The sequence below is a fragment of the Pseudonocardia sp. GCM10023141 genome (genome assembly GCF_042653605.1).
The window spans coordinates 149,909-163,836 of record NZ_JBHSIR010000026.1; the positions used below are offsets into that span (position 1 = coordinate 149,909).

Below are 13,928 nucleotides of genomic sequence, written 5' to 3' on the forward strand. Positions count from 1 at the left end.
CCCATGACCATCGCCGAGGCCCGACCGGGCATCGCCGTCGAGCACCCGCTCGGCATGACCACCGCAGCCGAGGTCGACGCCGTGCGCGCCGCGCTCGTGACGGCCGGACTGCTCACCGAGACCGTCCGGTTCGCGTTCTTCGCCCCGGAGGAGCCCGTCAAGTCCGCGGTGCTCGAGCACCACGACGGTGACGCGGTCGACCGCCGCTTCCGGGCCGTGCTGCTGGACCTCGCGAGCGGCCGCTCGTGGGACACCGTCGTGTCCGCCACCAGCGGCGACGTCGTGTCGTCCCGCGAGCTGGACCCGCCGGTCGACGGCCAGCCGCCGATCATCGACACCGAGTTCGAGCTGATCGAGGACATCCTCAACGCCGAGCCGGCGTGGCTCGCGGCGCTGGAGAAGCGGGGTATCGCACCGGCGTCGGTGCGGGCCGTGCCGCTGTCGGCAGGTGTCTACGACTACCCCGGGGAGGCCGGCCGTCGCATCGTCCGCGCGTTCGGCTTCCAGCAGGACCACGAGCGCGACCACCCGTGGGCGCACCCGATCGACGGGCTCGTCGCCTACGTCGACCTGACGGCGCGCAGCGTCGACCGGGTGATCGACGAGGCCGTCCTGCCGGTGCCGTCGACCTCGGGCAACTTCGACGACCCGGAGTTCGTCGGGCCGGCGCGGGAGACGCTGCGCCCGATCGAGATCACGCAGCCGGAAGGCCCGTCGTTCTCCGTGGAGGGCAACCGGATCCGGTGGGAGAAGTGGGACCTGCGCGTCGGGTTCAACGAGCGTGAGGGCCTGACCCTGCACCAGATCAGCTTCGACGGGCGGCCGATCGTCTACCGGGCGTCGGTGGCGGAGATGGTGGTGCCCTACGCCGACCCGTCGCCGGTGCGGTTCTGGCAGAACTACTTCGACTGCGGCGAGTACATGTTCGCCCGCTACGCCGACTCGCTGCAGCTGGGCTGCGACTGCCTCGGTGAGATCCACTACCTCGACGCGGTGATCGCCGACGATCTGGGCAACCCGAAGACGATCACCAACGCGATCTGCATGCACGAGGAGGACCACGGCATCCTGTGGAAGCACTCGGACATGTTCACCGGCAGCGCCGAGACCCGGCGGCAGCGGCGGATGGTGTTCTCGTTCTTCACGCCGATCGGCAACTACGACTACGGCTTCTACTGGTACCTCTACCTCGACGGCACCATCCAACTCGAGGTCAAGGCCACCGGCATCGTGTTCACGGCGGCCTACCCCGCAGGCGGCAACGACTACTCCACCGAGGTCGCGCCCGGCCTGGGCGCGCCGTACCACCAGCACCTGTTCTCCGCGCGGCTGGACATGACCGTCGACGGCGTCCGCAACGCGGTGGAGGAGGTGGAGGCCGAGCGCGTGCCGATCGGCCCGGACAACCCGTACGGCAACGCGTTCCGCCAGCGCCGTACGCGCCTGACCAGCGAGTCACAGGCGCAACGCAGCGCCGACGGCTCCATCACGCGGGCCTGGCACATCGTCAACCCCGAGAAGCAGAACGCGATGGGCCAGAACGTGGGCTACGTCCTGCTGCCGGAGAACAAGGCCACGATGCTGGCCGACGACGCCTCGTCGATCCACGCGCGCGCCACGTTCGCCACCAAGCACCTGTGGGTCACGCGCTACGACGCCGCCGAGCGCTACCCGGCCGGTGACTTCGTCAACCAGAACGCCGGCGGGGCGGGCCTGCCCGCCTGGGTGGCGGCCGACCGTCCGCTCGACGGGGAGGACGTCGTCGTCTGGCACACGTTCGGCACCACGCACTTCCCGCGTCCGGAGGACTGGCCGGTGATGCCGGTGGACTACACGGGCTTCACCCTCAAGCCGGCGGGCTTCTTCGACCGCAACCCCGCGCTCGACGTGCCGGGGGCGGCGAAGAGCTGCCACTGAGCCGGTGACCGGACTTGCAGGAAAGCCACTTTGCCGCAACGTCGTTGCGGGAAAGTGGCTTTCCTGCAACCGGTGTGACGCGGCTCATATCCGGCGTACCGTGAGGGGTGCCCGGGCGGGCCGTGATCCGTACCGGGCACGGGGAGTTCGCCATGTTCACGGCCATCCTGGATATCGCACTCGGCCTGATCGGTGTCGGGGGCGTGTGGTTCGCCTCTGGGTTCAAGGTCGTCCGGCAGTACGAGCGCGGCGTCGTGTTCCGCTTCGGCAGGGTGCAGGAGGTCGTGCGCGAGCCGGGCCTCGTCCGCATCAACTCGGGCATCGACAAGATCCGCAAGGTCAACATGCAGATCGTGACGATGCCCGTGCCCGCGCAGGACGGCATCACGCGCGACAACGTCACCGTGCGGGTCGACGCGGTCGTCTACTTCAAGGTGATCGACCCGGTGCGGGCGATCGTCGACGTCGAGAACTACACGTCCGCGATCGGCCAGGTCGCCCAGACGTCGCTGCGCTCGATCATCGGCAAGAGCGACCTCGACGACCTGCTGTCCAACCGCGAGCGTCTCAACGAGGGCCTGGAGCTGCTGATCGACAGTCCCGCGCTGGGTTGGGGCGTGCACATCGACCGCGTCGAGATCAAGGACGTGGCGCTGCCGGAGTCGATGAAGCGGTCGATGTCACGGCAGGCCGAGGCCGAGCGGGAACGGCGGGCCCGCGTGATCAGCGCCGATGGCGAGCTGCAGGCGTCGGAGAAGCTCACGATGGCCGCCGCGGCCATGGAGCAGCACCCGGCCGCGATGCAGCTGCGGCTGCTGGAGACGGTGGTGCAGGTGGCGTCGGAGAAGAACTCCACGCTCATCCTGCCGTTCCCGGTGGAGCTGCTGCGGTTCCTGGAGGCAGCCACCGACCGGGCCAAGCAGGACACGGCCCCACCTGCTCCCGCGCCGGTACCGGTCCCGGCTCCCATGCCGTCGCCCGAGAACGGGCAGGCGCACCCGTTTCCCCAGGTCGGCTGACCCAGAACCGGAAGTAGATCGTCCGCAATCGGCTCTAGCGTGGCGCCATGGCTATCGCACGCTTCCCGAGCATCGTCCTCGACTGCCCCGACGCCGGCGCCCTCGCGGAGTTCTACGGAACCCTGCTGGACTGGAAGGTCGACGCCTCCGCCGACTGGGCCGACATCCGCGCCGACAACGGCCAGTGCTTCTCCTTCCAGCAGGTGGAGCACTTCAACCGGCCCGTGTGGCCGGGCCAGGACGTGCCCCAGCAGATGCACATCGACGTGATCGTCGATGACCTGGATGCGGGCGAGGCCGCGGTACTGGAGCTCGGCGCCACCAAGCACGAGCACCAGCCCGGCACCTCGTTCCGGGTGTTCCTCGACCCGGCAGGGCACCCGTTCTGCCTGTGCGTGAGCTGATCCGTCCCGGCGCTCAGGGCCGCGGTTCTGCCGGGAACCCCGACCAGCGCAGGTCCGGCGGCAGGTGGCCCATGTCGTTGAACATCACGATCATCGGCGACAGGCCGTCGCGGTAGTCGATCACGGTCAGACCGGTGTTGGCGCTGTTGAGGCCCATCCACCGCGACGCAGGCGCGTCGAGGGCGTGACGCACCAGCCACGCCACCTGGAACGCGTGCGTCACGAGGACCTCGTGCCGGCACCCCGGATCGGCGGCACGGGCGAACCGGGCGACCAGCGCTTCGGCGAGCTGCTCGCCGGACGCCAGTTCGGCATCGGCGTAGCCGTCGAACAAGCCGGCCCAGGCCGGGGGGATCTCGGCCGGGACGTGGGGCACGTGGTCGACCAGCTCGGCGGCCTCTGCCACCGGGACGTCAGGGAGATGGCGGGCGAGTTCCCGGGCGCTCGCCGCGGCGCGCGGGAGCGGCGAGTGCCACACGGCGTCGACATGCAGCCCGGCCAGCCGCGCTCCCAGCAGGCTCGCCTGCCGGCGCCCGTGCTCGGTGAGCTCCCCGAACTCGTCGGCGTCGCCGTGGCGCACCACGTAGAGCCGTCGCGTCGCCATCGGAGCAACCTAGCCGGGTTGCCGCTCCGCGCCGCGCGCGATGCCCAGCGTCGCGAGCAGATCCTCGTGGAGCTCCATCCAGACGGTGTGGCACGACGCGATGCCGACGCCCGTCACCCACCGCGTCTCGCCCGACCGGGCACGTGCCAGTGCACCGGAGAACCGCTGGTCGTAGCCGCCGAACCGCGCCAGTCCAGCGGCCAGGGCGGCAACCAACCGCTCGAGTTCGGCGGCGAGCGCCGCGAGCTCGTGGAGCACGCGCGCATCCCACGCCGCGTCGCCGTGGTCGTTGGCCGCGAGCCGGTCGCGTTCGTCGGGCCGCAGCTGCCAGTCGGTGCAGGCCCGCACCAGGCGCGCGTTCAACGGCACGAACGCCGCGTGCGCGGCGGCGACGGCGGCCCGGACCCCGGCCCCGTCCAGCTCCTCGGCGAGCCGCCTCGTGTCCTCCACCCGGCCCCGCTCGGTGAGCGTCCACCCGCTGGTACCGGCGAACGCGACGCGGCTGACCCAGCCGAACGCCTCACCGTCCTGCAGCAGTTCGGAAGCCTCGGCCAGGCCGATCCCGGTCCGCCGGGCCACCGCGCCGTCGTCGGCCACGCCGCTCACGCGCACGGCGTGCAGCACCAGCAGATCCGGGGTCGAGTACCGCCCCGGCGGCGCGGACGGCGTCATGCGCTCGAGTCTCGGCCGCGGGTCCACCCACGTCAACGGGCCAGGTCAGCGCACCAGCTCGGCCACGGTCACCCCGGCCGCCGCCGGGACCGGGTCGTTCATCGCCATCAGTGCGGCGGGCACGCCGTCGAGCGCGATCGTGGCGCCCACCATGCGGTCGAGGTCCAGGCCCGCACCTGCGACGAACCGCAGCATCGCGGGGTACTCGTGCGCCTGCAGGCCGTGGGTGCCCACGATGCGCAGCTCGTTGCCGATCACCCGGTGCATCGGGATCGGGGGCACACCCTGGACGGGTGGCATCAGCCCGACCTGCACGTGGGTGCCGCGCTTGCGCAGCGACGACACCGACGCGGCGCAGGTGGCAGGCAACCCGACGCAGTCGAGCGACAGGTGCGCTCCCCCACCGGTGATCGCGGTGACGGCAGCGGCGGTGTCGGCCGTCACACGGCCGTCGACCGTGGCCACCGCGCCCAGCTCCCGGGCCAGCACCAGCGCCGCGGGAGCGAGGTCCACGGCCACCACCTGGGCGCCTGCCGCGGCCGCGAGCATCACGGCGGAGATCCCGGCCCCGCCGCAGCCGTGCACCGCCACCCACTGCCCGGGGCGCACGTCGCCCTGGCGCAGCACCGCACGGAACGCCGTGGCGAACCGGCAGCCCAGCGCCGCAGCCGTGACGGAGCTCAGCGCGTCCGGGATGCGCACGAGGTTGACCTCGGCGTTGTCGATCGCCACGTGCTCCGCGAACGAGCCCCAGTGCGTGGCACCGGGCTGGAACTGCCGGTCACAGATCTGCTGGTTGCCCGATGCGCATTGCTCGCAGCGGCCGCACGCGCAGACGAAGGGCACCGTGACGCGTTCACCGACGCGCCATCCCCGCACGTCCGGGCCCATCGCGGCGATCCGGCCCGCCAGCTCGTGCCCGGCCACGTGCGGCAGCCGGACGTCCGCGTCGTGCCCCTGCAGGGTGTGCCAGTCGCTGCGGCAGACGCCGGTGGCCTCGACGGTGATCACCACTCCGCCCGCGGCCGGGGCCGGGTCGGGCACCACCTGGACCGTCGGCAGCTCTCCGAACGTCTCGATCACCACAGCGCGCACGGGAGCGAGTCTCGCCTATGCGAGCAGGCGTGCCAGCCGCGCGTCCGACTCCCACAGCGCGGCGCGGTCGAACGTGGACGTGGACGCCAGCAGCTCGTCGGCTCCGGTGCGGGCGAACAGGTCGTCCAGCTGCGCCGACACCGTGGCCGCCGAGCCGGCGACCGTACGGCCGACCGCGTCCTCGACCAGGGTGCGCTGCCGGGACGAGAGCGGACGCTCGAGATCCACCGGTTCGAGCGCCGGGAACTGCCCGGTGGTGCGCGCCGCCGCGAGCGCCCAGGCCTCCGGGAGCGCGAGCTCGCGGGCCGCCGCGTCGGAGTCGGCCACGAGCACGTCCAGCGAGACGATCACGTACGGCCGCGCACCCGCGGCGAGGGCCCGGGCGCGGTAGTCGGCGAGCGCCTCGACGATCCCGGCGCCGTCGAGCACCGGCCCGCCGACGACGACGGGCAGGCCCGCAGCACCGGCCACCGCGAGGCCGCGGCCGGTGGCCAGCACGTACACCGGCACCGCGTGGTCGAGCTGCGGGCGGGCGGTGACCGCGGCCCGGCCGTCGAGGTAGGCGCGCAGCTCGGCGAGGTCGGCGGCGAACGTGTCGGGTGCATCGACGTCGCGGCGCAGCGCCGCACGCACCGGCGACGTGAAACCCAGCGAGCGCCCGACCCCGAGATCGATCCGGCCCGGGTACAGGGCCTCCAGCATCGCGAACTGCTCGGCGACGACCAGCGGCTGGTGGTTGGGCAGCATCACGCCGCCCGAGCCCACCCGGATCCGGCCGGTGCGCCCGGCGACCGCCGCGATCAGGACGGCGGGACTGCCGCTCGCGATACCCGGGACGCCATGGTGCTCGGCCACCCAGAACCGGTGGTGGCCGAGTTCCTCCGCATGGATCGCCCGCTCGACGGTGTGCTGCAGCGCGGCCGCATCCGGTTCACCGAGCCGGGTGCGGGAGCGGTCGAGCAGCGACAGTCGGACGGGCGGGATCATCGCCTGTGCAACGCGGCCCCGCCGGGCCGAATTCCGATCAGATCGGACGCTTGCTGTGGCTGCGCGGACCGCGCCCACCCGGCTTGATGTTGGCGCCGCGCGGCCCGACGTGCGACGGGTCGTTGAGCTTCGCCTTCGCGCGGCGGTCGGCGCGGTTGAGCGGCGCCTCCTCCTCGACCTCGGCGTCGTCGGCGACGGGCTGGGCCTCCAGCTCGGCGGACTCGGGCTGATCGGGTGCGGACGGAACGGGCTGGGACACGGAGACCTCCGAGATGTGGTGGCGAGCGGACGAGGGGGAACTCAGAGGTTCATCCGGTCAGCGTATCCGGGGGCCCGCGGACCCGGCTCGGCAGTTTCCCCTGTTCGGGGCGAGCGGATCAGGAGGCTCGCCGCCACGTCGCCCTCCGGGGTCGCGGCGTAGAGGTGGGGAACGTCAGCGGGCCACGCGATGTGCTCCCCCGGCCCGGCCCGCAGCGGCGCGTCCACGGGACCGGCCAGCAGCGCGCCGGAGAACACCGTGATGTGCTCGGTGACCCCCGGATGGTGCGCGGGCGAGCGCTGCGTGGCTCCGGCGGGGATCCGGATCCGGCACAGCTCGTAGGTGACCGGTCCGTCGTCGAAGACGTGCAGCACCACGGTCTCGGTCGCGGATCCGCGCACCGTCGACGGCCCGCCGCCCGCGGGGGTCCCGACGATCGCGGTGATCGGCACCCCGAGTGCGGCCGCCACCGAGTACAGGGTGTCGAGCGTGGGATTGCGGGATCCGTTCTCGAGCCCCGACAGCGTGGCCTTGCCGATCGATGCGCGCCGGGCCAGTGCCGAGAGCGAGAGGCCGCGCTCGCCGCGCAGTGCCGTGACGCGCGCCCCGACGTCGGCCGCGCCGTCGAGCATCGCCGGTCTTTCGCTCGCGCCTGCCGCCGTCATGTTGCTATCGTCGCTCCCAGATCGTTCCGTTTGCGGAACGATACGTGATGTGAGGGGACCCCTGTCGTGGGACGTGTTCTTCAGCCTGTCCTCGCCGGGGTCGTCACGGCGGTCATCGGCTTCGGCGGCGCCTTCCCGGTGGTCCTCTCCGGCCTGCGCGCCGTGGGCGCCGACGAGCACCAGGCCGCATCCGGGCTGCTGGTGGTCAGCGTCGCCTCGGGACTGGTGGCGATCGTGCTGGGCCTGCGGACGAGGATGCCGATCAGCATCGCCTGGTCGACGCCCGGCGCCGCGCTGCTGCTGTCGGCGGGTGCGCAGCCCGGCGGCTTCCCGGCAGCGGTCGGGGCGTTCCTGCTGTGCGGGGTCCTGATCGTCGTCTCCGGGCTGGTGCCGGCGCTGGCCCGGCTGGTGGCCGCGATCCCGGCCCACCTCGCGGGCGCGATGCTGGCCGGAGTGCTGCTGCCGCTGTGCATCGCGCCGGTGCATGCCGTGGCCGAGATCCCGCTGCTGGCCGCGCCCGTCGTGATCGTCTGGGCGGTGCTGGCCAGGTTCGCGCGCCGGTGGGCGGTGCCCGCCGCGCTCGTGGTGGCGGTGGTCCTGATCGCCGTCACCGGGCCGGGCCTGTCCGGCATCGACCTGGCTCCGGTGCTGGTCTGGACACCGCCGAGCTTCGACGTGGCCACGCTGGTCGGCGTCGGGCTGCCGCTGTTCCTCGTGACGATGGCGTCCCAGAACGTCACCGGCATGGCGGTGCTGGCGCAGTTCGGCTACCGGCCGAAACTCGGCCCGATCCTCGGCGCGACGGGGGTCGGCACGCTGCTCGGTGCCCCGTTCGGCGGGCACGCGGTCAACCTGGCAGCGATCAGCGCCGCGCTGGCGGCAGGCCCCGACGCCGGTCCTCCCGAGCGGCGCTGGATCGCGTCGGTCACCGCAGGCGCCGGCATGATCGTGCTCGGGCTCGGCGCCGGTGCCGCCACGGCGGTGATCCTGCTGTCGCCGCCGGTGCTGGTGTCGGCCGTCGCGGGCCTCGCGCTGCTCGGCGCGCTCACCTCATCGGTCGCTGCGGCGCTCGCCGACGAGCAGGGCCGGGAAGCCGCGATCGTCACCTTCGTCGTGACGGCGGCGGGCGTCGGGTTCCTCGGGATCGGCGGCGCGTTCTGGGGCCTGCTCGCCGGCGGCGCGATGGCGCTGCTGCACCGCAGGCGAGCACGCCCCGATGCGGATCAGCCGGCCAGCCCCCGCCTCGCGAGCAGCGGCGCGATCTCCGGGTCGCGGCCGCGGAAGGCCCGGTAGGCCGCCATCGGATCCACCGCGCCACCACGGGAGAGCAGCTCGCGGCGGAACGTGTCGCCGTTCTCCCGGCGTAGCCCGCCGTTCTCCTCGAACCACTCCACGGTGTCGGCGTCGAGCACCTCGCTCCAGATGTAGGAGTAGTAGGCGGCGCTGTAGCCGCCGCCGAAGACGTGGTTGAAGTAGGTGCTGCGGTACCGCGTGGGCGCCGAGGGCACCACCAGCCCGGCGGCGGCCAGCGCGTCGGCCTCGAACTGGAGCACGTCGTCGACGGCAGCGCCCGGCGCGAGCCGGTGCCATGCCTGGTCCAGCAACGCGGCGGCCAGGTACGACGTGGTGGCGTAGCCCTCGCCGAACGTCCGGGACTCCGCGAGGCGCTCCACGAGCTCGGCGGGCAACGGCTCGCCGGTGACGTGGTGCCTCGCGTAGTTGCGCAGGATCTCCGGGTGGTCCAGCCACATCTCGTTGACCTGCGACGGGTACTCGACGAAGTCACGCGGCACGCTCGTGCCGGAGAACCGCGGATAGGTCACATCGGAGAACAGGCCGTGCAGGGCATGGCCGAACTCGTGGAACATCGTGCGGACGTTGTCGATCGTGAGCAGCGTCGGCTCGCCGTCGGCGGGCTTGGGGATGTTGAGCGTGTTGGTGACCACGGCCTGCGTGCCGTGCAGCCGCGACTGCTCCACGAAGGACGTCATCCACGCGCCGCCGCGCTTGGAGTCGCGGGCGTAGAAGTCGGCCACGAACAGGCCGAGCTGCCCCGAATCGTCGTGAACATCGAAGATCCGCACGTCGGGGTGGTGGCGCGGGAGGTCGTGGCGCTCGGCGAACCGCAGCCCGTAGAGCAGCCCGGCGGCGTGGAAGACACCGTCGTGCAGCACGCGGTCCAGCTCGAAGTACGGGCGCAGCGCGTCGGCGTCGATCGCGAAGCGCTCGCGGCGCACCCGCTCCTCGTGGAACGCGCGGTCCCAGGCCTCGATGGTGTGCCCGGCGTCGGTGCCCAGGTCCGCAGCCTCGGCGCGGGCGTTGACGGCGGCGATCGGCGCCAGCTTGCCCAGCATCGCGTCGATCGCCTCGACGGTGCCCGCGGTGGCGTTGTCCACCACCCACGACGCGTGGTGCGGGTGGCCGAGCAGCTGGGCGCGCTCGGCGCGCAGCGTGGTGATCCGGGCGACGATGGCGCGCGTGTCGTGCTCGTTGCCGCGCGAGCCGCGGGCGACGGACGCGGCGTGCACGCGCTCGCGCAGCCCGCGATCGGTGAGGGAGGCGAGCACGGGCTGGTCCGTGGGCAGCACGAGCGTGATCAGGTGGCCACCCAGCCCGCGGGACTCGGCGGCCCGCGCCGCGGCCGACACCGCATCGGGCGCCAGGCCGTCCAACTGCGCCGGGTCGGAGACGTGCACCGCGGAGTCGTTGGCCTCCGCGAGCAGCTTGGCGCCGAAGTCGGTGGCCAGCGCCGACAGCTCGGCGTTGATGACCCGCAGCCGATCCTGCTCGACGGCGCCGAGGCGGGCGCCCGCCCGGACCGCGTCGCGGTGGTAGCGCTCCAGCAGCCGCAGCGACTCGGCGTCGAGGCCCAGCTCGGCGCGAATCGTGAAGAGCTCGTCGATGCGGGCGAACAGTGCCGGGTCGAGCGTGATCGCGTCGGCGTGCGCGGCGAGCTGCGGCGCCAGCTCCGCCTCGATCGCGCGGATGCCGGGCGTGCTGCAGGACGACACCAGCGAGTAGAAGACCGTCGCGACCCGGTTCAGCGTCTGACCGGAACGCTCGAGCGCGACGATCGTGTTCTCGAACGTCGCGGGCTGCGGGTCGGCCGTGATCGCGGCGACCTCGGCGCGCTCCTGCTCCATCCCCGCGGTGAACGCCGGCGTGAAGTGCTCCTCGGAGATCGCGTCGAAATCCGGGAACTGGAACGGCAACGGGCTCGGGGCGAGGAACGGGTTCACTGTCACCCCGGCGAGGATAGGCCGGTGACACAGGTTCGGGTGGGAGTCGGGGCGGTCGTGCGGGACGGCGATCGGCTGCTCGTGCTGCGCCGCGCCGGAGCGCACGGCGCCGGCACCTGGGGGCTGCCCGGCGGGCACCAGGAGTTCGGCGAGTCCCCCGAGCAGACGGCCGTGCGCGAGGTGGCCGAGGAGACCGGGCTGACGGTCGTCGCCACCGCCCGTCTCGGTTTCACCGACGACCCGATGCTCGCCATCGGCCGCCACTACGTGACGTTGTTCGTCGCGTGCGCGCGTCGGGGCGGGGAGGCGCGGATCATGGAACCGGAGAAGGCGACGGACCTCGCCTGGCTCACCCCCGACGAGCTGCGCGCACGGCGCGGGGAGCTGTTCGGGCCGCTGGCGCAGTACCTCGACCAGCTCGAACCGCACGTCAGCCGCTGATTTCGCCGATCCAACACGCCGATGTCGCCGTTTCAGCACGGTGATTCGCCGTCTCAGCACGTGTCGGGCCGCGAAGGTGTGTCGAGATCGCCCACTCGGCGTGTCGGAACGGCCGAATCAGCGTGTTCGAATGGCGACATCGGCGTGTCAGGATGGCGAAATCGGCGGTCTGGGCAGCGGGGTTGACCTGCACCCGGGTTCAGCAGGCAGGCTCACCGGCATGGACGTCGACGCCTACCTCGCCCGGATCGGCGCATCCCGGACCGCCACGCTCGCCGAGCTCCACGAGGCGCACGTGCGCAACGTCCCGTTCGAGGACTACGACATCCACCTGCGGGTTCCGCTGTCGCTGGACGTCGACGACCTGTACGCCAAGATCGTGCAGCGCCGTCGCGGCGGTTTCTGCTACGAGCTCAACGGGCTGTTCGCGGCGCTCCTGCGCGAGCTGGGCCACGAGGTCACGCTGGTCTCGGCCTTCACGGTCGGCGCGGACGGGGTCCGGGGCGCCGACTTCGATCACCTGCGGCTGCTGGTCGGCACGCCGTCGGGGCGGGTGCTCGTCGACGTCGGCAACGGGTCGGGGCAGTTGCGTCCCGTGCCGCTGATTCCGGGCGAGCACGGCGACGTCCAGGTCCATCGCGACGGCGAGCTGTGGTGGACGGCCGAGCGGCACTCCGACGGCCGCTGGGAGCGTGGCTGGAGCTGGACGGCGCAGCCGCGCGAGCTGGTCGACTTCACCGGCAGGTGCCACTACCAGCAGCACGACCCGGATTCGCACTTCGTCGCCCGCCGCCTCGCCTCCCTGCCCACCCCCGGCGGCCGGATCTCCCTGCTCAACGGCGCGTTCGCCGAGGTCGACGACGCCGGCCGCACGGAACGGACGCTCGACGCCGAGCAGGAGCGCGCCGTGCTGGCGCAGCGGTTCGGGATCGTGGTGGCCGGCACCTGGGAGGAACCGGCGCCGCTGCCGTCCTGAGCGGGAGCCTCAGACTCCCCGCGCGCGCAGCACGAAGCGCTGCACCTTGCCGCTCGGCGTCCTGGGCAGTGCGTCCACCACATGGACCGCGCGTGGATAGGCGTGGGCGGCGAACCGGGTCTTGACCAGCTCCGTCAGCTCGTCGACCAGCCGGACGCCCGGCTGGGCGCCCGGGCGCAGCACCACGAACGCCTCCAGCACCTCGCCGCGCAGCGCGTCCGGCATCCCGACGACCGCCGCCTCGGCGACCGCGTCGTGCTGCACCAGCACGCTCTCGACCTCGAACGGGCCGATCCGGTAGCCGGCCATGATGATCACGTCGTCGTCGCGGGAGGAGAAGTAGTACCGGCCCTCGTCGTCGACGGTGCCGGCATCCCCGGTGAGGTACCAGCGCGCGTCGTCGGTGAAGCGCTGCGCGGTGCGCCCCGGGTCGTCGACGTAGCCGGTGAACCAGCCCAGCGGGCTCCCGCCCACGTCGATCGCCACCCGGCCCGGCGTCCCCGGCGGTGCCGGTTCGGCCGTGTCGTCGCGCAGCACGGCACAGCTCCAGCCCGGCAGTGGTCGGCCCATCGACCCCGGCTGCGGCGTCTCGCGCACCGAGTCGGCCCACCCGTTGACGATCACCATGCCGTGCTCGGTCTGGCCGTAGTGATCGCGCACCTCGACGCCCAGCGCGCCCGTGGACCACGCGACGACGTCCGGGGTCAGCGGCTCCCCCGCACTCGACGCGCGCCGCAGCGCGAGGCCGGGGGGTGCCGGGGTGCCCGCGAGCGCCCGGTAGACGGTGGGCGCCGCGGCGAGGTTGGTGACGCCGTGGTGCTGCAGCAACTGCCAGGTCAGCGGCGCGGAGAAGCCCGCATGCAGCAACAGGCTGCGCCGCCCGGCGGCCAGCGGGGCGAGGATCGCGTAGTAGAGCCCGTAGGCCCAGCCGGGATCTGCCGCGTTCCAGTAGACGTCGTCCTCGGTGACGTCGAGCCCCAGTTCCAGGTAGGCGACGAACGACGCCAGCGCGCGCAGCGGCACGGGCACGCCCTTGGGGGTACCCGTGGTGCCGGAGGTGAACAGCTGCACGAGCACGCCGTCGCCGCCGACGACCGCGGCGGTCTCCCCGTCCCGTGGCGTCGAGACGGCCATCAGCGCGTCGAAGGAGTACTCGCCGCGACCCGGCTCGGCACCCACGACGACCACGCGCCACGGCGGGCTGGCCGGCATGTCCTCGCCGGGTGCGAGCTTCGCTCGCTGGTCGGAGTCGGTGATCACCAGGCGGGCGTTCGCCGCGGTCAGCCGCAGCGCCACCGCCGGGCGCGCGAACGCGGTGAAGAGCGGGACATGGACGGCGCCGCGCCGCCAGATCCCCATCAGCGCGACGACCAGCGCCACCGACTTGCCCATCAGCACGCCCACGGCGTCGCCGGGCCCGATGCCGAGGTCGGCCAGCGCCGCGGCGAAGCGCGCGGACTCGCGGCTCAGCTCGCCGTAGGTGACGTCGCGGGCGCTCATGTCGGCCTCGACGACCGTGAACGCGATCGCGTGCGCCGGGTGGCCGTCGCACAGCAGCTCGGCCGCCGAGGCATCGGACGCACCGAACCGGGCGAGCAGTTCAGCAATCCGGTCGCTCATGGGCCCATCCTGCCGTCGAGAACGCACTTA

At 72.8% G+C, this 13,928-nt stretch carries 14 protein-coding genes; 6 read left to right on the forward strand and 8 right to left on the reverse strand.

The features are described 5' to 3' along the window. Positions 1 to 3 precede the first annotated feature (3 nt). From ACFPFQ_RS14845 to ACFPFQ_RS14855, 3 genes are all read left to right on the forward strand, one after another. Positions 4 to 1,917 (forward strand): primary-amine oxidase, encoded by a 1,914-nt coding sequence (locus ACFPFQ_RS14845; protein WP_379618971.1) that lies wholly within the window; start codon positions 4 to 6, stop codon positions 1,915 to 1,917. A 152-nt stretch (positions 1,918 to 2,069) separates the two neighbouring features. Then, positions 2,070 to 2,936, forward strand: coding sequence for a slipin family protein (locus tag ACFPFQ_RS14850; protein WP_379618973.1), 867 nt, complete (start codon positions 2,070 to 2,072; stop codon positions 2,934 to 2,936). A gap of 47 nt (positions 2,937 to 2,983) precedes the next feature. Continuing rightward, on the forward strand, positions 2,984 to 3,340 hold the full coding sequence (locus ACFPFQ_RS14855; protein WP_379618976.1) for a VOC family protein: 357 nt from the start codon (positions 2,984 to 2,986) through the stop codon (positions 3,338 to 3,340). A 13-nt stretch (positions 3,341 to 3,353) separates the two neighbouring features. Here ACFPFQ_RS14855 and ACFPFQ_RS14860 read toward each other — a convergent pair whose 3' ends face one another. Genes ACFPFQ_RS14860 through ACFPFQ_RS14885 form a run of 6 tightly spaced genes read right to left on the reverse strand, consistent with a single transcriptional unit; the run spans position 3,354 to position 7,622 of the window. After that, positions 3,354 to 3,944 carry a histidine phosphatase family protein gene (locus ACFPFQ_RS14860; RefSeq protein WP_379618978.1) on the reverse strand — a complete coding sequence of 197 codons (591 nt, stop codon included), beginning with the start codon at positions 3,942 to 3,944 and terminating at the stop codon, positions 3,354 to 3,356. Between the two features lie 9 nt (positions 3,945 to 3,953). Beyond that, positions 3,954 to 4,616, reverse strand: coding sequence for a transcriptional regulator (locus ACFPFQ_RS14865; RefSeq protein ID WP_379618980.1), 663 nt, complete (start codon positions 4,614 to 4,616; stop codon positions 3,954 to 3,956). 45 nt (positions 4,617 to 4,661) lie between these two features. Next, positions 4,662 to 5,711, reverse strand: coding sequence for a zinc-binding dehydrogenase (locus ACFPFQ_RS14870; protein ID WP_379618982.1), 1,050 nt, complete (start codon positions 5,709 to 5,711; stop codon positions 4,662 to 4,664). A 15-nt stretch (positions 5,712 to 5,726) separates the two neighbouring features. Further along, a complete protein-coding gene (locus tag ACFPFQ_RS14875; RefSeq protein ID WP_379618984.1) occupies positions 5,727 to 6,698 on the reverse strand; it encodes an MsnO8 family LLM class oxidoreductase in 972 nt (323 codons plus the stop codon). A 37-nt stretch (positions 6,699 to 6,735) separates the two neighbouring features. Continuing rightward, a complete protein-coding gene (locus tag ACFPFQ_RS14880; protein WP_379618985.1) occupies positions 6,736 to 6,957 on the reverse strand; it encodes a hypothetical protein in 222 nt (73 codons plus the stop codon). 41 nt (positions 6,958 to 6,998) lie between these two features. Beyond that, the gene (locus ACFPFQ_RS14885) at positions 6,999 to 7,622 is read right to left on the reverse strand and encodes a helix-turn-helix domain-containing protein (protein WP_379618987.1); all 624 of its coding nucleotides are present in this window, start codon (positions 7,620 to 7,622) and stop codon (positions 6,999 to 7,001) included. Between the two features lie 66 nt (positions 7,623 to 7,688). Here ACFPFQ_RS14885 and ACFPFQ_RS14890 point away from each other — a divergent pair, with 66 nt between their 5' ends. Then, positions 7,689 to 8,915, forward strand: a complete 1,227-nt coding sequence (locus ACFPFQ_RS14890; RefSeq protein WP_379618989.1) for a benzoate/H(+) symporter BenE family transporter — start codon at positions 7,689 to 7,691, stop codon at positions 8,913 to 8,915. On the opposite strand, the gene ACFPFQ_RS14895 is transcribed toward ACFPFQ_RS14890, so the two are convergent. Further along, entirely contained in the window at positions 8,846 to 10,867 is a 2,022-nt protein-coding gene (locus tag ACFPFQ_RS14895) for a M3 family metallopeptidase (protein WP_379618991.1), read from the reverse strand. The genes ACFPFQ_RS14890 and ACFPFQ_RS14895 overlap by 70 nt on opposite strands. An 18-nt stretch (positions 10,868 to 10,885) precedes the next feature. Between ACFPFQ_RS14895 and ACFPFQ_RS14900 the strand changes: the two genes are divergently transcribed. Continuing rightward, complete coding sequence (locus ACFPFQ_RS14900) at positions 10,886 to 11,302, forward strand: nucleotide triphosphate diphosphatase NUDT15 (protein ID WP_379618993.1); 417 nt, start codon at positions 10,886 to 10,888, stop codon at positions 11,300 to 11,302. 220 nt (positions 11,303 to 11,522) lie between these two features. Continuing rightward, on the forward strand, positions 11,523 to 12,278 hold the full coding sequence (locus tag ACFPFQ_RS14905) for an arylamine N-acetyltransferase family protein (RefSeq protein ID WP_379618995.1): 756 nt from the start codon (positions 11,523 to 11,525) through the stop codon (positions 12,276 to 12,278). A 9-nt stretch (positions 12,279 to 12,287) separates the two neighbouring features. Here the strand turns inward: ACFPFQ_RS14905 and ACFPFQ_RS14910 are convergent, their stop codons facing one another. Further along, a complete protein-coding gene (locus ACFPFQ_RS14910) occupies positions 12,288 to 13,898 on the reverse strand; it encodes an AMP-binding protein (RefSeq protein WP_379618997.1) in 1,611 nt (536 codons plus the stop codon). Between the last annotated feature and the right edge of the window lie 30 nt (positions 13,899 to 13,928).

Bases quoted from the DNA above. Each gene is read 5' to 3' on its own strand.
- ACFPFQ_RS14875 (WP_379618984.1), bottom strand. From the start codon at position 6,698: ATGATCCCGCCCGTCCGACTGTCGCTGCTCGACCGCTCCCGCACCCGG.
- ACFPFQ_RS14910 (WP_379618997.1), bottom strand. From the start codon at position 13,898: ATGAGCGACCGGATTGCTGAACTGCTCGCCCGGTTCGGTGCGTCCGAT.
- ACFPFQ_RS14905 (WP_379618995.1), top strand. From the start codon at position 11,523: ATGGACGTCGACGCCTACCTCGCCCGGATCGGCGCATCCCGGACCGCC.
- ACFPFQ_RS14850 (WP_379618973.1), top strand. From the start codon at position 2,070: ATGTTCACGGCCATCCTGGATATCGCACTCGGCCTGATCGGTGTCGGG.
- ACFPFQ_RS14865 (WP_379618980.1), bottom strand. From the start codon at position 4,616: ATGACGCCGTCCGCGCCGCCGGGGCGGTACTCGACCCCGGATCTGCTG.
- ACFPFQ_RS14885 (WP_379618987.1), bottom strand. From the start codon at position 7,622: ATGACGGCGGCAGGCGCGAGCGAAAGACCGGCGATGCTCGACGGCGCG.
- ACFPFQ_RS14860 (WP_379618978.1), bottom strand. From the start codon at position 3,944: ATGGCGACGCGACGGCTCTACGTGGTGCGCCACGGCGACGCCGACGAG.
- ACFPFQ_RS14855 (WP_379618976.1), top strand. From the start codon at position 2,984: ATGGCTATCGCACGCTTCCCGAGCATCGTCCTCGACTGCCCCGACGCC.
- ACFPFQ_RS14845 (WP_379618971.1), top strand. From the start codon at position 4: ATGACCATCGCCGAGGCCCGACCGGGCATCGCCGTCGAGCACCCGCTC.